This is a genomic window from Flavobacterium sp. LHD-85 (assembly GCF_030929595.1).
GTDB lineage: Bacteria > Bacteroidota > Bacteroidia > Flavobacteriales > Flavobacteriaceae > Flavobacterium.
The window spans coordinates 1,060,672-1,077,921 of sequence record NZ_JAVFVR010000001.1 but is presented as its reverse complement, the minus strand read 5'-3'; the positions used below and the strand labels follow the sequence as shown (position 1 = coordinate 1,077,921).

Sequence of the window (17,250 nt, the reverse complement as noted above, 5' to 3'; positions counted from 1 at the left end):
TTTTTGAGATAATCCCTTTTTATTTTCTTAAAAAAATCAAACAAATTATAATTCTTTTAAACCCGAAAAATTGTAATTTTAATAAGCCAAATTCAAATAAAAACCTTTGAATTTATAAACAATAACGTTGTATATTGTGGATAACCTTAGGCTTTATGCACTTTAACGAGCGTTTTTAGTATTTTTGACAACATTCCAATAAAAATTCAATATGCTGTTAAACATTAATCCATTATCGCTTTTTAAGACCAAAGCCAAAATCAAGAAAGTATTTAGAGAAGCCAAAGCTTCCTATTTAAACCGGATCCGTTTTGCTGTTGGAATGTTCTATTTCGGAATGGGGTTGAGTTTTGCCACGTGGGCCAGCAGAATTCCAGATATTAAAACGGCTTTGCATTTAACAGAAGGCGATTTAGGTTCTATTCTTTTTGCACTTCCGGTTGGGCAGCTAATTGTTATGCCTTTTTCAGGAAAAATGGTAACCAAATTCGGTAGCCATCGTATTTTGATTTTCTCTTTAATAATGTATGTTTTGTGCTTAATCAATTTAGGTTTGGCAACAACATCGTTACAATTATCATTAGGATTATTTTTGTTTGGTGTGTTCGGAAATCTTGCCAATATTGCCGTAAATACTCAAGGAGTTTATACAGAGGTTTTATTCAAAAAAACAATTATGTCTTCGTTTCACGGAATGTGGAGTTTCGCAGGATTTACGGGTGCGTTGGTAGGTTTAGGAATGCTGGCTTTAAAATTAAGTCCGTTGCATCATTTTATAATTGTAGCCGGAATTGTTTTATTGATGGTGGCTTTTAACTTTAAATTTTTGGTTAGAGCCAAAGAAAAAAAGAAACCAAAAAAAGAAGGCAAAAAACTATTTGTAAAACCAGATACGGCTTTACTTTGGCTAGGCGTTATTGGATTCTGCAGTATGGCTAGCGAGGGCGTTATGTTCGATTGGAGTGGAGTTTACTTTAAAGATATTGTAAAAGCGCCTGGGCCGTTGGTGGTTTTAGGTTATACTTCTTTTATGATTATGATGGCAAGCGGAAGATTCCTAGGCGACGGATTAATCAATAAATTTGGACGCGAACGTGTTATGCAGATTAGCGGTGTTATGATTTCGGCTGGACTTTTTACAGCTGTTTTTCTTCCTTATATAATTCCGTGTACGATTGCCTTTATGTTTGTAGGTTTGGGAGTTGCAACGATTGTTCCTACGGTTTACAGTATTGCTGGGAAAAACCCAACAGTTCCTGCAGGAGAGGCTTTAACGATTGTTTCGAGTGTAAGTTTCTTAGGTTTCTTAATGGGGCCACCTGTGATTGGGCATATTGCACAAAGTTTCGGTTTGCAGTTTTCTTTTGCCTTTATCGGTATTTTTGGAGTTCTGATTGCTTTTATGGTTTCTAAAATTAGAACTGAAGCATAATGTTTTTTGACTAATATCGATTAAAATTAAACAATTTTGTAAGAATTTATTCAGTTTTAAATATTTTTTCTATATTTGAATTCAAGCAATGACTTGAATTTAAAATGCTTTTTTCCAAAAACCAATTTTATCTTTTGAATAAAGGATTTCAATCCTAAAATTATTTTTCAAAGTAAATTGGATTTTTAATGGTGAAAAAATACGCGGTCTTCTTTTTTGTATGGTTTTCTAGTTTTGTTTTTTCGCAGAAAGAAATTACGGTAACAGGAATTGTTATTGATGCACGAACACAGAATCCGGTGGAAAGTGTAGTTGTGACGATACAGAACACAGCCGTGATGCAGCTTACGTCAAAAACGGGGAAATTTGAACTTCATATATTTCCCAAAAAAGAGCAATTTCTTTTACTGAGAAGCCAAGGCTATAAAGATTTCCTTTTAAAAGTACAGTCCAATTTAGAACAGGATATAGATCTCGGAATTTTACAATTAGAAGACACTTATTCAGATGAGGTTCCAGCTGCATTAATTACATTATCAGACAATGATTTTTCAGATGACAACAGTTCATCTGAAATGACATCAGGCCTTTTACAATCTTCAAAAGATGCTTTTATGCAAGCATCAGCATTCAATTGGGGGCAAGCTCGATTTCGCATTCGGGGTTTAGATAGCGAAAACGGAGCTATGATGCTTAATGGAATGGTGATGAACAAAATTTACGATGGCAGACCGCAATGGGGAAATTGGGGCGGTTTAAACAATGTGCTTCGCAATCAGGAATTCTCAGTCGGAACGGCAGCTTCCAATTATACTTTTGGTGGAATTTTAGGTACACAGCAGATTTTTACTCGTGCTTCTTTGTATAGAAAAGGAACATCACTAACGTTTTCGGGAAGTAATACCACTTATTTATGGCGGGCAATTGGCACTTATGCTTCAGGAATGAATGCTTCGGGCTGGGCTTTTGTGGTTTCGGCTGGAAAACGTTGGGCTGATGAAGGTTATTTTGAAGGCACAAACTTCGATGCATACTCTTTTTTCCTTAGTGTCGAAAAGAAACTAAACGCCAGACATTCTCTCAATTTTACAGGGTTTTATACGCCAAATTCACGCGGAAAGAATTCTGCTAACACGGCTGAGGTTACTGATTTAATGAGCGAAAAATACAATTCGTATTGGGGATTTCAAAATGGCGAGAAGCGAAATGCAAGAGTAAAAAATGTAGAAGAGCCACTCTTTATGCTCAATCATTATTTTAAAATTGATTATAAAACCTATCTAAATTCTGCTATTATGTATCAATTTGGGAAAGTTGGAAACAGCAATATCGATTACCAAAATGCAGACAGTCCAGATCCTGTTTATTACAGGAAAATGCCAAGCTATTTTAGTTCGCTTTATGCAAAAGATCAAGGAGAGTTTTCGGGTGAATTTACTCCAGATTATGAAAATGTAGCAAAAAGCAGAATGACATTTTTGGAGCATCCTCAGATCAATTGGGATGAAATGTATTTTGCCAATCAAAAAATAGGGCAAAATGGTTATTCGCCTGCTCAAAGCCATTATGTGCTTTATGAAGACAGAACAGATGATCGAACTTTAGCAGTAAATTCAAATTTGAATGCACAGATTACTTCCAATATTTCTTTTGATGGCGGATTTACTTTTAAGAAATTAAAATCGCATAATTTTCAGTATTTATTAGACCTTCTTGGTGGAGCATATTTTGAAGATATTGATCCGTTTTACAAAGGAAATCTGTCGCAATCAGATTTGTTGCATCCAAATCGACAAGTTGGAGTAGGAGATATTTACGGATACAATTATAATTTATTGGCTAATACTTTAGATGTTTTTACACAGTTTAAATTTAGTTATAATAAAACAGAATTTTTCTTGTCGCAATTGTATTCCATGTCAGATTATCAGAGAGAGGGGGTATATCAAAACGGATTGTATCCAACAAATTCTTTAGGCAAAAGCGAGAAAGTAAATTTTGAGAATTTCGGTTTCAAAGGCGGTTTTACCTATAAAATTTCAGGAAAACAATTGTTGTTTTTTAATGCTGCACATTTTACCAGAGCGCCTTCACTTCGAAATACTTTTTCAAATTCACGTTTAAATAATAATGTTGTGGACGGAATTGAAAGTGAAAATATAAGCAGTGCTGAGGCTAATTATGTATACCGTTCAGCAAAACTCAAATTGCGTTTAACAGCATATTATACTATAATCAAAAACACTTCAAAAACTTCTTATTTCTATGCCGAAGGAATTTTCGATAACGGTTCTGGTTATGATCCAACAAATGCATTTGTCAGCCAGACTTTGACCAATTTGGATAAGAAAAATACGGGAGCAGAATTAAGTTTTGAATACCAGATTGGCCCCACATTGAAAACAACTTTATCTGCAGCATTTGGAAATTATGTTTATAGCAGTAATCCAAATGTAGTGATTGTAAACGATGCCAATAGAGCAAAAGAAGGAGCGCAAGCCACTTTTGATTTTGGATCTGCTTATTTAAAGAACTACAAACAGCCTGGAACTCCGCAGCAGGCGTATTCATTTGGATTAGAATATCGTGATCCTAAGTTTTGGTGGATTGGTGGCAATATCAATTATTTGGCAGAGAGTTATATAGATGTTTCGCCAATTTCTAGAACATCTCAATTTTACATCAATCCAGCTAATGGTTTTCCTTTTCCTGAAGCAACTTCCGAAAGAGGGAATGAATTGCTGAAACAAGAAAAATTTCAACCTGTCATGCTGCTGAATTTTAATGGAGGAAAATCTTGGCGTATTCATAAAAAATACGTGGGGCTTTTTGCCAGTGTAAATAATGTTTTGGATTTAATGTACAAAACGGGCGGTTTCGAACAGGCGAGGAATGCCAATTTTAGAGCGTTAAATCAAGATGTTTCAAGCGGAACACCATCTTTTGGTCCGAGATATTATTATGGTTATGGTCGAACTTATTTTTTAAATCTTACAATCGGTTTATAAACTGAAAATTTATTTCTCATGAAAAATCTAATTTTACTTTTTGCATTATCCATAATCAGCTGCAGTAAAGAAGTCGAAACCCCAGAATTAGCTTGTATTCAGCCCAATCTAATTGTAAATAAAAGTGTAGAAAAAGTTTATGAACTTTCGGGTACAACAGCAAAGCAATATTTGTACGATGACATTATAGAAGCTTATGTAGTTTCGAGTGACGAAGGGGGCAATTTTTTTAAAACTATTTTCCTGCAGACAAGAGAAATTGAGGGAACTCCTGCGATTGGTTTTAGTATTCCTGTTGATGCAACAAATACTTATATTGATTATCGGGTTGGAAATAAAGTTTTTGTAAAACTTAAAAATCAATTTACAGATTTGTATTATGGAGGTTTAAGAATTGGAAGTTTGTACGTGAGCAATGCCGGTGATCCAACAATTGGCAGAATTTCTCAAAACGACTACAAAAATGTATTAAACGCTTCGTGCTCAAATATAGATGAGAGTCATTTGGTTGAATCACTTTCTGTAGAAGAAGCTCTTTCAGATTCTAAACTAAATACTTTGATAGAATTAAACGATGTGGAATTTACTGAAGCAGCATTAGGGCGTCATTATTTTGAAGAATCTAATAATGTTGGAGGTTCTACAAACTGGTATTTGAGGGATAAAACAGGAAATCAGATTATTTTTAGGACCAGCAGCTATGCAAAATTTGCAGATCACGATGTGCCAGAAGGAAGTGGAAAGATAAAAGGAATTCTAACAAAATTTGGCACAGACTATCAATTTATGGTTCGATATGAAAGTGATATTGTGATGAATGGAAAAAGAAATACTCCGTTTTTTGCAGAAGATTTTCAGTCGGTTAAAAACAACGTTAATTTTGCACTTCCAGGTTGGAGTAACATTGTAGAAAAAGCAGCCAAACTCTGGAAAAGTATGGTGTATGCTGGAAATGGTTATGCAGAATTTAATACTACAAGTACGACTGCAGCCGAGAATGTGGCTTGGCTGGTTTCTCCTAAAATAAATTTATCAGGATATAAAAATGCGGTGCTTTCGTTTAGAAGTGCACAACATGATTTGAAAATAGATTCACCTTTAAATACATTAGAAGTTTATGTTTCAACCAACTTTGATGGAGCAAGTGTGACTAAAGCAAAATGGACAAAATTAGAAGCAAAAGTGCCAACACTTTCAACACCTTCTCGCGAATTTATAAGTTCTGGAGGAATCGATCTTTCTGCTTATTCTGGAAACATAAATATTGCTTTTAAGTACATTGGTTCTGGAAAAGATAAAACATTAAATGGTGCTTTTATGGTAGATGATATAAAAATATTTGGAGAGAAGTAAGAAGTAATTTAGAATAAATGAAATAATGTGTTGATTTTTAGAGTATTGTTTAAAAGTTTGTAGTTTTTGTACTTCAAAGTGTTAAAATCTAATTGAATTTTGTACTTTGGTCATCCCAAATCAATACAAATACCACATGAAAACCTACTTTATTGCCATCTTAATGATGGTGTTTCCTTTCTTGATGCACAGTCAAGACAATGTTAAACTAAAGCAGATCAACATTGTAAAAACAAATTACCAAAACTCTAAAGACGGAGAGATTGTTAATAAAACATTTGTTTTTAAAGATGGTAAACTTCAAACGATAACTACTTCAGATGTTGTACAGCATTTTTATTACAACAAAAACGGTTTGTTGGATATGACTGTAAAAGATAAAGTGGGAAGCGACTGGAAAGAAGTGATCAATTATACGTATAACCCAGATAACAATATTACCAAATTTGTAAAAAAATATCAAGAGGGGCCAAATTACATTACCAAAACGGTTTCATTTGTTTATGAAGGAGCAAGGGTAAAAGTAACAACAAAAAAGAGTACCAATCATCAGAATTTAGTAGATGATATTGAATATCTTGTTGAAAACGGAATTATTGTAAGACGTACTTCGCGTGATAGAAACAAGACGATTATTGGAAAATTGGAATATGTTTATGTAAACGATAATGTGTCAAGACACAAAGGATTGGTTGGTGACAAAATCTCGAAATCATTTACTTATGACGATAAAAAATCGGTTGATCAGCTAATTGTTCAAAGTCTTTTCGGAGATAATTACAAAGTAATTGTACCAATGATCTCTTATCATGAGGAAGAATTTGAGTTTGAATCTATTTCTTATAATAATGAAATGAATTTCAGCCCATCATCTACAGCTTTGGTTGCGGTGAGCAGAAAATACAAATACAACAAATTAAATTACCCGATTTCTTGTTCTCAAATAGAAGAAAACGGAATTGTGAAAACGGAAAAAACCTTTATTTACGAATAAAAGTTTTAAACTTAGACCATTTATTGAGTAAGTGGAACCTTGTTGAGTTTATCTTGACGGGTTCCATTTTTTTTTGAAGTCTATTCTTCTAAATATAAATGTAAAAACAAAATTGTATAATTGATTGTAGCCGACAAATGATTAAATTTGCACCTTATTCAAGACTATGTTAGAAAAAGAAATTATAAATTTTGAGAGAACAGTAATTGTTGGTATTGTTACTCAGAATCAAAGTGAAGAAAAGCTAAATGAATATTTAGACGAATTGGAGTTTCTGACTTTTACTGCTGGCGGTGAAGTTATTAAACGCTTTTCGCAGAAAATGGAACGCCCTAATCCGAAGACTTTTGTGGGAACGGGGAAAATTGATGACATCAATCTTTTTGTAAAAGAAAACAAAATATCGACTGTAATTTTTGATGATGAATTAACGCCTTCACAGCAGAAAAACATTTCAAGAATTATTGACTGTAAAATTCTAGACAGAACCAACTTAATTCTGGACATTTTTGCGCAAAGAGCCGAAACTTCTTATGCAAGAACTCAGGTAGAATTGGCGCAATGCCAGTATTTGCTTCCGAGACTTTCTGGTTTATGGACACACCTTGAGCGTCAAAAAGGGGGAATTGGTATGCGTGGACCTGGAGAAACAGAGATTGAAACCGATAGACGTATTGTGCGTGACAGAATTTCGTTATTGAAAGATAAAATCAAAACAATCGATAAGCAAATGAGTATTCAGCGAAGCAATCGCGGTGCAATGGTTCGCGTAGCTCTTGTTGGATATACCAATGTCGGAAAATCGACTTTGATGAATGCAATTGGTAAAAGCGATGTTTTTGTTGAGAATAAATTGTTTGCAACCTTAGATACTACAGTTAGAAAAGTGGTTATTAAAAACCTTCCTTTCTTACTTTCTGATACAGTTGGATTTATTCGAAAATTGCCAACACAATTGGTTGATTCTTTTAAAAGTACTTTAGATGAGGTTCGTGAAGCCGATTTATTGTTGCATGTAGTAGATATTTCGCATCCAGATTTTGAAGATCATATCGAGTCTGTAAATAAGACTTTACAAGAAATTAAAAGCAACGACAAGCCAACTATTATGGTTTTTAATAAAATCGATGCTTACAAACATCTTACCATCGATGAAGATGATTTGATCACCGAAAGAACCAGAAAATACTGGACACTTGACGAGTGGAAACAAACTTGGATGAGTAATGTGAGTAATGTGGGGCAGGATAAAGCGTTGTTTATTTCTGCCAGAAATAAAGAAAATTTTGAAGAATTTAGAGAAACGGTTTATGAAGCGGTTCGTCAAATTCATATTACGCGTTTTCCTTACAACAATTTCTTGTATCCAGATTATAAGGATGCAGTTGAAAAAGAAGATGAAGAAGAACAGGAATAATTAATTAAACGCAAAGAGCGCTAAGATTATTTAAAGTATCTTAAGAAATATAAAGTTCGCAAAGCTAAATCTACATATAGCTTTGCGAACTTTGTTTTATCTAAAACGCAAATTATAAAAATCGTAGCGTTTTATGCGGTGAAATATTATCGGTGTCAATTTTCAGATTAAAATCCAAAATTAACTCCTAAACCAAATACTTCTCTAGTTTGAAGTCCTGCAAAAGCATTATCATCATAAATAGCCTGAAACGATAAATTAGCAGATAAAAACTTGTTGATTTTCATTATAACATTTAACGAATAATTTATATCGACATTTTGTGGGTCTTCAAGATAATTTGAATAAAGATTAAGTGTGTTTTCGGCAGTCACATTTGTCATGATTGCCAATTTGTAATAAACTGAAGCATAAAAACCAAGTTCGTAACGCATGCTTTTGCCTTCGTCAACCCCGAAATAACTGCCGTCGACATATGGCAGGCCTGTAAATCTATCAATACCGGTTGTATAGGCATTGTCGACAAAAGTGAATTTTGAAGTTAGCGGAGCAAAATTTACTTTAAGATTATCGTCTTTCGTCCAGTAAATACCCGGACCTGTTGTAAGATATCCAGGAGACATAAATTTGGTTTGTTCAGTCCTTATTTGCTTTCCATTGGCATCTTGATCGTAAATGTAGCCAGTTGAAAATTGTGTTCTAAAATTTAGGAAGTAGGAGTAATACCATTCTCCAAAAGCTCTTTTCCCGAGTATAGAGTTGAATTCTAAACGGTCATCTGTTTTTTTTGTGAAGTCGTCATTTTTGGTTTGTAGAAGACCGTACGATGCTAAAACTTTGTTATCCCAAGTCAAATCATCTTTTTTGTAATTGAAATCATAATTGATTCCTAACGTTCCAGAAAAGCTATCTTCACCTCCTGCAATCCAGTTGTTAAAACTTGATTGGTTCAGTAAAAGGGAAACGGTTCCTTTTGTTTTCCAGCCTTCGCCTTCGATAGTATCGTTAATTTTTTTTACTGCTTTTTCAGTATTCTGAATTAACTCTTTTTCTGAATTTTGGGCTTGTAAAAATGTGAAGTTTACTAAAATGAAAAGTAATAAGGTTAGCTTTCTCATGGTTTTTAGTTTAGAGTGTATAATCAAATATACTAAAAACCAATGGAAAGTTAAGTTCTGCAGTAGTGTTAATGCAGGTTATTTCTTAGATTCTTTGTATAAAGGCACTGCAGAACATGCTTCGCCATACATAATACTACGAGCAAATGGCTGTAAATAATTTGTGGCCAAAATATAAGCACGCATTGGAACTGGCTTTCTAGAGCAGCCTTTTACGATAACAGGTTTGCCTTTGTAAACAGAATAATCTATTTTGCTTAAAAGCTCTTCGTAAAGGCTTGCGTCAACATCTTCTATCGTTCCGTTTACCACTTTTTTTGCGAAAGGAGCTAGGTGAACGCCAACTAAAATTAATGCCCAAGCGGGAATAATAGCATCTGTACTACAGTGTACAGCAACATATTGATCTTGATATTGTGACCAGTCGTGATTTTTAAGATATTCTCTAAAGTCTCTTTCTTTCAATAAAAATCCTTCCAAAAGCCATTGCGAGATGTCAATCTGAACTCGCATTCCTTTTGGATAATAATCCTCAAGATCAAAAACTTCTAAAGCACTATTGGCAACTTTATTGATGATTTCTTCCATTTCTTTTGAGTTTTCAGTCGCAGTCTCAGTCGCAGTTGATCACTGTGACTGAGACTGAAAACTGTATACATTTCTAAAGTGTTTTTTAGTCACAGTTAATTACTGAAAACTGTGACTGAAAACTGAACACTTTATTAAAGCATTCCTAATTCTAATTTAGCTTCTTCGCTCATTAAATCTTTGCTCCAAGGCGGATCAAAAGTAATTTCAACATCAACATCTTTTATGTTTTCGATTGCTTTTACTTTTTCTTCTACTTCTCTTGGCAAGCTTTCTGCAACTGGGCAGTTTGGAGAGGTAAGTGTCATAAGGATTTTTACTTCGTAATCTGTGTTTACCATTACATCGTAAATTAATCCTAATTCATAAATATCTACAGGAATCTCCGGATCGTAAATGCCTTTTAAAACTCTTACGATTGATTCTCCTAATTCGTTTGTGTCTATTTCTTGTTCCATTGTTTTTTGTTTTTCACCATATAAGTTATATAAGTTCATTTAAAACTTTGCGCTTAAATAAAATATATTGATGCTTTATTTTACATTTTAATCTTCTAGCCAACGATATAAATCGTTGACATATGTTTTTTGTCCTTCGTGGTAAATGTTTGTTACATTAAAATTTATCATTAAACCAATTGGTGACTTTAAAAGTTTCATATAAGACATCAGCTTTGCAACATGAATAGGTATAATTTGATCGACTGATTTTAATTCAAGAACTAAACAATTTTCGATAAATAAATCACATCTTAGATTTGACTCTAATTCTAAACCTTTATATTCAACGGGAATTATCAATTCAGATTTAAAATTGATTCCTCTCAATGATAATTCTTTAATCATGCATTGATGATAAATACTTTCTAAAAGTCCTGCTCCAATACTTTTATGAACTTCAATTGCGGCTCCATTAACCTGATAAACTAAATCAGTCAAATATTTCTTTGTAATCATTGCTTTTTTTAGCAATAATAAGAAATAAAAAAAGAAAGATAAAACCTACAATATTTATTTTTCACCATATAAGTTATATAAGTTCATTTAATTAGGATACTTATATTTCTTATACTTATCAACACAATTAATTTAAGCGCCAAAACTTAAATTTTCTTATATAACTTATATGGTTTAAATTTTTTTAATTTTTGTTTTTAGCATCAAAAGCCAAAGCGTACATTTTGATGTTTTTTATCATCGATACTAAACCATTTGCGCGTGTTGCAGATAAATGCTCTTTTAGGCCAATTTCGTCTATAAAATCGGTATCAGCTTCCAGGATATCTTTTGCTTTTTGATTGGAGAAAGCACGAATTAAAATCGCAATTATTCCTTTTGTCAAAATCGCATCGCTGTCAGCAGTGAAAACAATTTTATCATCGTTTTGTTCGCCTTGCAGCCAAACTTTTGACTGGCAGCCTTTAATTAAATTATCATCGGTTTTGTACTCTTCTTTGATTAACGGAAGACTTTTTCCTAGTTCGATGATGTACTCATATCGCTGCATCCAGTCGTCGAACATTGAAAACTCGTCTATTATTTCGTCTTGTATTTCTTTTATTGTCATAATTATTCTTTAGAAAAATCAACTAATAAATTAACTAGTTTTTCGATTTCTTTTGGAGGAAAACCATTGTCAAAACCAGCTGTCTCATATGTTTTTCCATCTTTAGTTATTTTTAAATTTCCTATTGCAGCACCATCATAAGTACGTTTATCTGTCGGTGCTTTTAAGGTAGAAAGATTGTCTAAATTAACTTTTGAATATGTTGAAACAATTTCGTTCCATTTCGCATCATTAATCTTGCTTTTGACAGCCTCGGCGTTACGTTCTTTAACCACAGAAACCGATTTATTTTGCACTACAATACTTTTGTAATACCCTCTCGACATTGCAGAATATTCAATTTGTGTAGATTTCATGTCTGCTTTTTTTTGACTGCAGCATCCCGTAGCAATAAAAAGTGTCAGGAGCAATAATGATACTATTCGCATATATTTAGTTTTTTTAGCTTAACATAGTTTGCGCTTTCTTAACTGCATCAACCATTTGATCAATTTCTTCTTTAGTGTTATAGAAAGAAAAAGAAGCACGAATTGTTCCTGGAATACAGAAGAAATTCATAATTGGCTGTGCGCAATGATGTCCTGTTCTAACGGCAATTCCTAATTTATCTATAATAGAACCAACATCATACGGATGAATTCCATCAATATTAAACGAAACTACCGAAGCTTTATTTTTGGTGTTTCCGTAAATTCGGATACCTTCAATTTCGTTAAGACGTTTTGTTGCGTGCTCTAATAATTCATTTTCATATTCATGAATTTTATCAAAACCGATCTCGTTTAAATAATCAATTGCAGTTCCTAAAACAATTCCGCCAGCAATATTTGGCGTTCCTGCTTCAAATTTATGAGGCAAATCTGCGTAAGTTGTTTTTTCGAAAGTCACTTCTTTGATCATTTCGCCTCCGCCTTGATAAGGAGGAAGTTTGTTTAGCCATTCTTCTTTTCCATAAAGAATTCCAGTTCCCGTTGGACCACACATTTTATGTCCTGAAAAAGCATAAAAATCACAGTCTAATTCCTGTACATTTGGTTTTAAGTGCGGAACTGCTTGAGCACCGTCAATTAAAACTGCAGCGCCAACTGAATGCGCTTTATCAATAATATATTTGATTGGATTGATTACACCCAATGCGTTTGAAATATGATTTACGGTAACAATTTTCGTTTTTTCCGAAAGTAAAGCATCAAATTCAGAAATGATTAATTCTCCGTTTTGATCGATTGGAATTACTCTCAAAACTGCACCAGTTTTTTCGCATAACATTTGCCAAGGCACAATGTTGCTGTGATGTTCTAATGAAGAAACAACCACTTCGTCACCAGGTTTTAAAATCGAAGCAAATCCGTTTGCAACTAAGTTAATTCCGTGCGTGGTTCCTGAAGTAAAAAGCACTTCATGAGCATGTTTTGCATTTATATGATCTTTTACTTTTCCTCGAGCAATCTCATAAGCATCAGTTGCTAACTGGCTTAGTGTGTGAACGCCACGGTGAATGTTGGCATTTATTTCGTTATAATATTTTACTTCAGCATCAATTACAACTTGTGGTTTTTGCGAAGTAGCTCCGTTGTCGAAATATACTAATGGCTTTCCGTTTACAGTTTGTGAAAGTATCGGGAAATCAGCTCTTATTTTTTGAATATCTAGCATGTCTTATTTAGAAAAAATCTATTTACAAAAGTACTAAAACTAAATTTGTTTATACAGGAATTCTATAATTTCCTTTTATGATACGATTGTCAGATGTTGTAAATGCTGATTCCCTAAAAATAGTTTTGTTTTTTTACATTATCCGAAACAGATTTATAATTTGAGTTCTAAAATCGTGAACATAAATTATTTATATTGCATTAAAAATATCTAACATCATTATGAAAAAAATTCTAAAAGTACTTGCGCTTGCTTTGGTTCTTGCTTTTTTGTATTTCGGCTTTACTACTTATCCGAAGCTTGATTTGATTTCTGGATTTTCTGCCAAAAGTGTCGCATCTGGACATTTTATGGATCATCGATCACTGGATTTAATTCAAAAAACCGATAATGATATTCATTTATTAGATCTTGCGACAAACACAATTAATGACGCCGGAAAATTTGCAACGTCAGCAGTTTATGGTTTGAAAGAAAGAAAAGCTATTTATCGTGAAGGTCTAGGAGCAACTTTGATTAATGATGATTATGATCTTTCAAAACCATATCTGCTTCCAAAAAGAACGAAGCTCGAAAACAACCTTCCTTTTCCATATGGAAATAATGAACCAAAAGATACTGCGTTTTCTAATGTCGATTATTCAAAACTGAAAAAAGCAGTTGATAATGCTTTTGACAAAACAGGCGGAAGAATTAAAAGAACTCGTGCGGTTGTAGTTTTATATAAGGACAAATTAATTGCCGAAAAATACGATACAGGTTTTAATAAAGACAGTAAAATTCTGGGTTGGTCAATGACAAAAAGTATCACAAGTTCAGCTTTTGGAGTTTTGGCTAAACAAGGAAAAATTGATATTTATAAATCAGCACCAATTAAAGAATGGCAAAATGACGATCGTAAAATTATTACGATTAATGATTTGCTTCACATGAATTCTGGTTTAGAATGGGAAGAGAATTACAGTACAATTTGCGACGCAACAAAAATGCTTTTTCAGGCAGAAGATATGGGAAAAGTGCAATTGGACAAACCAGCTCAATTTAAACCCAACACACATTGGAATTATTCATCAGGAACAACCAATTTATTGTCCCTGATTTTAAGAAGACATTTTAAAACCCAACAAGAATATCTTGACTTTTGGTATAGCGCTGTAATCGACAAAATTGGGATGAATTCAATGATTGTCGAGCAAGATATGTCTGGAACTTTTGTAGGTTCGTCTTACGGATGGGCGACACCGAGAGACTGGTCTAAATTTGGATTATTATATCTAAGAAAAGGAAACTGGAACGGAGAACAAATTTTAGATGAAAGCTGGGTAAAATACACAGCAACGCCAACGAATACTTCTGAAGGAAAATACGGAGCGCAATTTTGGTTAAATGCCGGAGGAAAATTCCCTGATGTTCCTCGTGATATGTTTTATTGTAGTGGTTATCAAGGTCAAATGGTGGCGATTATTCCGTCAAAAGATATGGTTATTGTGAGAATGGGAGTGAGGGAAGAAGAACCTGGATTTGATTTTAATGGGTTTTTGAAAGGGATTATTGAGAGTGTGAAGAAATAATTTGTAGTACATTTCATTCTTTTTTATAACTTGCTAAAAAAAAAATTAATGATGGAATCGTTTGATAACATATTTTTTATCGGTGGTATTCATGGAGTTGGAAAAGGAACTATTTGTAAAGAAATTGCTTCTAAAAGTGAATTGATACATATTACGGCAAGTGAAGTTTTAAAATGGAGTGATATTAGTTCTTTGGATAATAAATTGGTTGAAAATATTTCTTCAACGCAAGAAAAATTAATTTTTGGATTAAATAATTTAGTCGATAGGGATAAGAAGTATTTACTTGATGGGCATTTTTGTTTGCTGAATTCATTAAATGTTCCTTGTAAAATTGATGAAGAAACTTTTGATATTCTTAATCCAAGGGTGATTTCCATTGTCATAGATGATACAGAAAAAATAGTAAAAAGACTGGAGAATCGTGATGGTAAAAAATATGATGTTCAAGTTTTGAGCGAATTACAGAATATAGAAATTGAATATGCAAAATATCTTTCGAAAAAGTATTCTGTTCCGTATATCGAGATTATGGATAATAATTATGAACAGTTATTAAATATCACTAGGTAATGAAAGTTTTGCTAGACACAAATATTATTATTCATAGAGAAGCAAATAAAATATACAAACCAGAAATTGGTCAACTTTTCAAGTGGATAGATAATCTCAAATATTCAAAATACATTCATCCTTTGACTGTTGAAGAATTAAAAAGATATAGAGATTTAAACGCTCTCGATACTATGAGTATTAAAATTGAGAGTTACAATTTGCTTAAACATCAAGCTCCGCTGGGTGAAGAAATTCTTAAAGTTAGTAAGAAGATTGATAATCAAGATAATGATATAAATGACACCCAAATCTTAAATGAAGTTTATGAAGGTAGAGTAAATATTCTAATTTCAGAGGATAAAAAAATACATACCAAAGCAAATTTATTAGGGATTTCAAATAAAGTTTATAAAATCCAAACTTTTTTAGAAAAAGTCATTTCAGAAAATCCTGAATTGGTTAATTATAAAGTTTTATCCGTTCAAAAAGTCGATTTTGCAAAAGTTAACATTAAGGACTCATTTTTTGATAGTTTTAGAGAAGATTATAAAGAGTTTGATATTTGGTTTAATGACAAATCAGAAGAGTCATGTTATGTCTGTTATAGTGATGGAAACTTAACAGCATTTCTTTTTGTTAAAATCGAGAGTGAAAAAGAAAATTATTCAAACATTTCACCTTTTTTTCAACCAAAAAAAAGATTGAAAATAGGTACTTTAAAAGTTACTGGAAATGGTTATAAAATAGGAGAACGTTTTCTTAAAACTATTTTTGACAACGCACTTCAGTATAATGTGGAAGAAATTTATGTTACTCTCTTTACGAAAAGACCTGAGCAAGAACAGCTGATTGAAATGCTTGAAGAATGGGGATTTTTGTTCCACGGAATAAAAACAACTAAAAATGGTGAAGAACGAGTGTATGTTCGATCATTTGGTAAAAACCTACCGAAGAATATTCAAAATCCCAAATTAACTTTTCCCTTTTTTTCCTGGGAAACGAATAAATACATTATAAAAATTGAACCGCAATATCATACAGAACTTTTCCCAGATAGTATAAATACAAGGGAAGATAAATCGAAATATATCGAAAACGAACCGTATAGAAATCGAATAAGTAAAGTCTATATATCACACTCGAAAGATCGAAATTTAAAATCTGGAGATATAGTTTTAATTTATAGAATTGGAGAAGAAGGAACTCAAAAGATCTACACAAGTACTATTACAACAATTTGTATCGTTGAGAACATTAAAAATGAATTTGAAAATTTTGACGAGTTTTTTGAAACTTGTAATAGGAAAACAATGATTTCAAAAGAAGACTTGAGAAATAAATGGTGGGATAAATTCCCTAAATATCGACCTTTTGTAATCAATTTTCTATTTGCATATTCATTGCCAACACCAAAGCCAACAATAAAAGATTTAATTGACTTAAAGATTTTTGAAGATAGTAAAAGTATACCTTTAGGCATTATAAAATTAACTGATGAACAGTTCAAAGATTTAATTAATTTTGCATATAAAATAAAAAAAATATTATGAAAGTAGTACTGTCAATTAAACCCCAATTTGCAAATAAGATATTTGATGGGACTAAAAAATTTGAATTCAGAAAAGCTATTTTCAAAAACCAAAATGTTACTTCCGTTTTGGTTTATGCTTCTTCACCTGTTCAAAAAGTGATTGGAGAATTTGAAATAGAGAAAATATTTAATCTTGACCTTAAGGAACTTTGGGATACAACTAAAGAATATTCTGGTATAACGGAAGATTATTTTTATGAATATTTCGAAAATAGGCAACAAGGTTTTGCTATTCAGATAAAAAACAAAAATAAATTTGAAGAGCCTAAATGTTTAAAGGCTGATTATAATTTAACACCACCTCAATCATTTGCATACTGGTCAAATGAAAAAAGATAAAAACAAAAAAACGATAAACTTTAAAAGCTTATCGTTTTTTCATTTTTATTAAATAGAATTTT

At 32.6% G+C, this 17,250-nt stretch carries 16 protein-coding genes; 9 read left to right on the top strand and 7 right to left on the bottom strand.

From position 1 onward, the window contains the following. Positions 1-211: 211 nt before the first annotated feature. The 5 genes from RB618_RS04605 (at position 212) to hflX (ending at position 8,204) form a co-directional block, all read left to right on the top strand. Positions 212-1,432 (top strand): MFS transporter, encoded by a 1,221-nt coding sequence (locus tag RB618_RS04605; RefSeq protein WP_308067680.1) that lies wholly within the window; start codon positions 212-214, stop codon positions 1,430-1,432. A 188-nt stretch (positions 1,433-1,620) separates the two neighbouring features. Next, positions 1,621-4,440 carry a carboxypeptidase-like regulatory domain-containing protein gene (locus RB618_RS04600; RefSeq protein WP_308067679.1) on the top strand — a complete coding sequence of 940 codons (2,820 nt, stop codon included), beginning with the start codon at positions 1,621-1,623 and terminating at the stop codon, positions 4,438-4,440. Between the two features lie 18 nt (positions 4,441-4,458). Further along, positions 4,459-5,793, top strand: coding sequence for a DUF5689 domain-containing protein (locus tag RB618_RS04595; RefSeq protein ID WP_308067678.1), 1,335 nt, complete (start codon positions 4,459-4,461; stop codon positions 5,791-5,793). Positions 5,794-5,929: 136 nt separating this feature from the next. Next, a complete protein-coding gene (locus RB618_RS04590) occupies positions 5,930-6,787 on the top strand; it encodes a hypothetical protein (protein WP_308067677.1) in 858 nt (285 codons plus the stop codon). A 166-nt stretch (positions 6,788-6,953) separates the two neighbouring features. Then, positions 6,954-8,204: a GTPase HflX gene (gene hflX, locus RB618_RS04585; RefSeq protein WP_308067676.1), complete on the top strand. Its 1,251-nt coding sequence runs from the start codon at positions 6,954-6,956 to the stop codon at positions 8,202-8,204. 167 nt (positions 8,205-8,371) lie between these two features. Here the strand turns inward: hflX and RB618_RS04580 are convergent, their stop codons facing one another. The 7 genes from RB618_RS04580 to RB618_RS04550 all read right to left on the bottom strand — a co-directional run bounded on the left by RB618_RS04580 (position 8,372) and on the right by RB618_RS04550 (position 13,132). Next, complete coding sequence (locus RB618_RS04580) at positions 8,372-9,322, bottom strand: DUF3078 domain-containing protein (protein WP_308067675.1); 951 nt, start codon at positions 9,320-9,322, stop codon at positions 8,372-8,374. Between the two features lie 78 nt (positions 9,323-9,400). Next, the gene (locus tag RB618_RS04575) at positions 9,401-9,910 is read right to left on the bottom strand and encodes a DUF2480 family protein (RefSeq protein WP_308067674.1); all 510 of its coding nucleotides are present in this window, start codon (positions 9,908-9,910) and stop codon (positions 9,401-9,403) included. Positions 9,911-10,044: 134 nt separating this feature from the next. Beyond that, a complete protein-coding gene (locus RB618_RS04570; protein WP_008466058.1) occupies positions 10,045-10,368 on the bottom strand; it encodes an SUF system Fe-S cluster assembly protein in 324 nt (107 codons plus the stop codon). 87 nt (positions 10,369-10,455) lie between these two features. Further along, positions 10,456-10,866, bottom strand: a complete 411-nt coding sequence (locus RB618_RS04565) for a GxxExxY protein (RefSeq protein WP_308067673.1) — start codon at positions 10,864-10,866, stop codon at positions 10,456-10,458. Between the two features lie 184 nt (positions 10,867-11,050). Next, entirely contained in the window at positions 11,051-11,476 is a 426-nt protein-coding gene (locus RB618_RS04560; protein WP_012023259.1) for a SufE family protein, read from the bottom strand. Between the two features lie 2 nt (positions 11,477-11,478). Further along, positions 11,479-11,904 (bottom strand): hypothetical protein, encoded by a 426-nt coding sequence (locus tag RB618_RS04555; protein WP_308067672.1) that lies wholly within the window; start codon positions 11,902-11,904, stop codon positions 11,479-11,481. Between the two features lie 13 nt (positions 11,905-11,917). Then, on the bottom strand, positions 11,918-13,132 hold the full coding sequence (locus RB618_RS04550; protein ID WP_308067671.1) for a cysteine desulfurase: 1,215 nt from the start codon (positions 13,130-13,132) through the stop codon (positions 11,918-11,920). A gap of 221 nt (positions 13,133-13,353) precedes the next feature. Here RB618_RS04550 and RB618_RS04545 point away from each other — a divergent pair, with 221 nt between their 5' ends. Genes RB618_RS04545 through RB618_RS04530 form a run of 4 tightly spaced genes read left to right on the top strand, consistent with a single transcriptional unit; the run spans position 13,354 to position 17,188 of the window. After that, positions 13,354-14,703 (top strand): serine hydrolase, encoded by a 1,350-nt coding sequence (locus RB618_RS04545; protein ID WP_308067670.1) that lies wholly within the window; start codon positions 13,354-13,356, stop codon positions 14,701-14,703. Between the two features lie 48 nt (positions 14,704-14,751). Continuing rightward, positions 14,752-15,276 (top strand): ATP-binding protein, encoded by a 525-nt coding sequence (locus RB618_RS04540; RefSeq protein ID WP_308067669.1) that lies wholly within the window; start codon positions 14,752-14,754, stop codon positions 15,274-15,276. Then, entirely contained in the window at positions 15,276-16,808 is a 1,533-nt protein-coding gene (locus tag RB618_RS04535) for a PIN domain-containing protein (RefSeq protein ID WP_308067668.1), read from the top strand. The genes RB618_RS04540 and RB618_RS04535 overlap by 1 nt, the downstream gene beginning before the upstream one ends. Further along, positions 16,805-17,188, top strand: coding sequence for an ASCH domain-containing protein (locus tag RB618_RS04530; protein ID WP_291152357.1), 384 nt, complete (start codon positions 16,805-16,807; stop codon positions 17,186-17,188). The genes RB618_RS04535 and RB618_RS04530 overlap by 4 nt, the downstream gene beginning before the upstream one ends. Positions 17,189-17,250 lie beyond the last annotated feature (62 nt).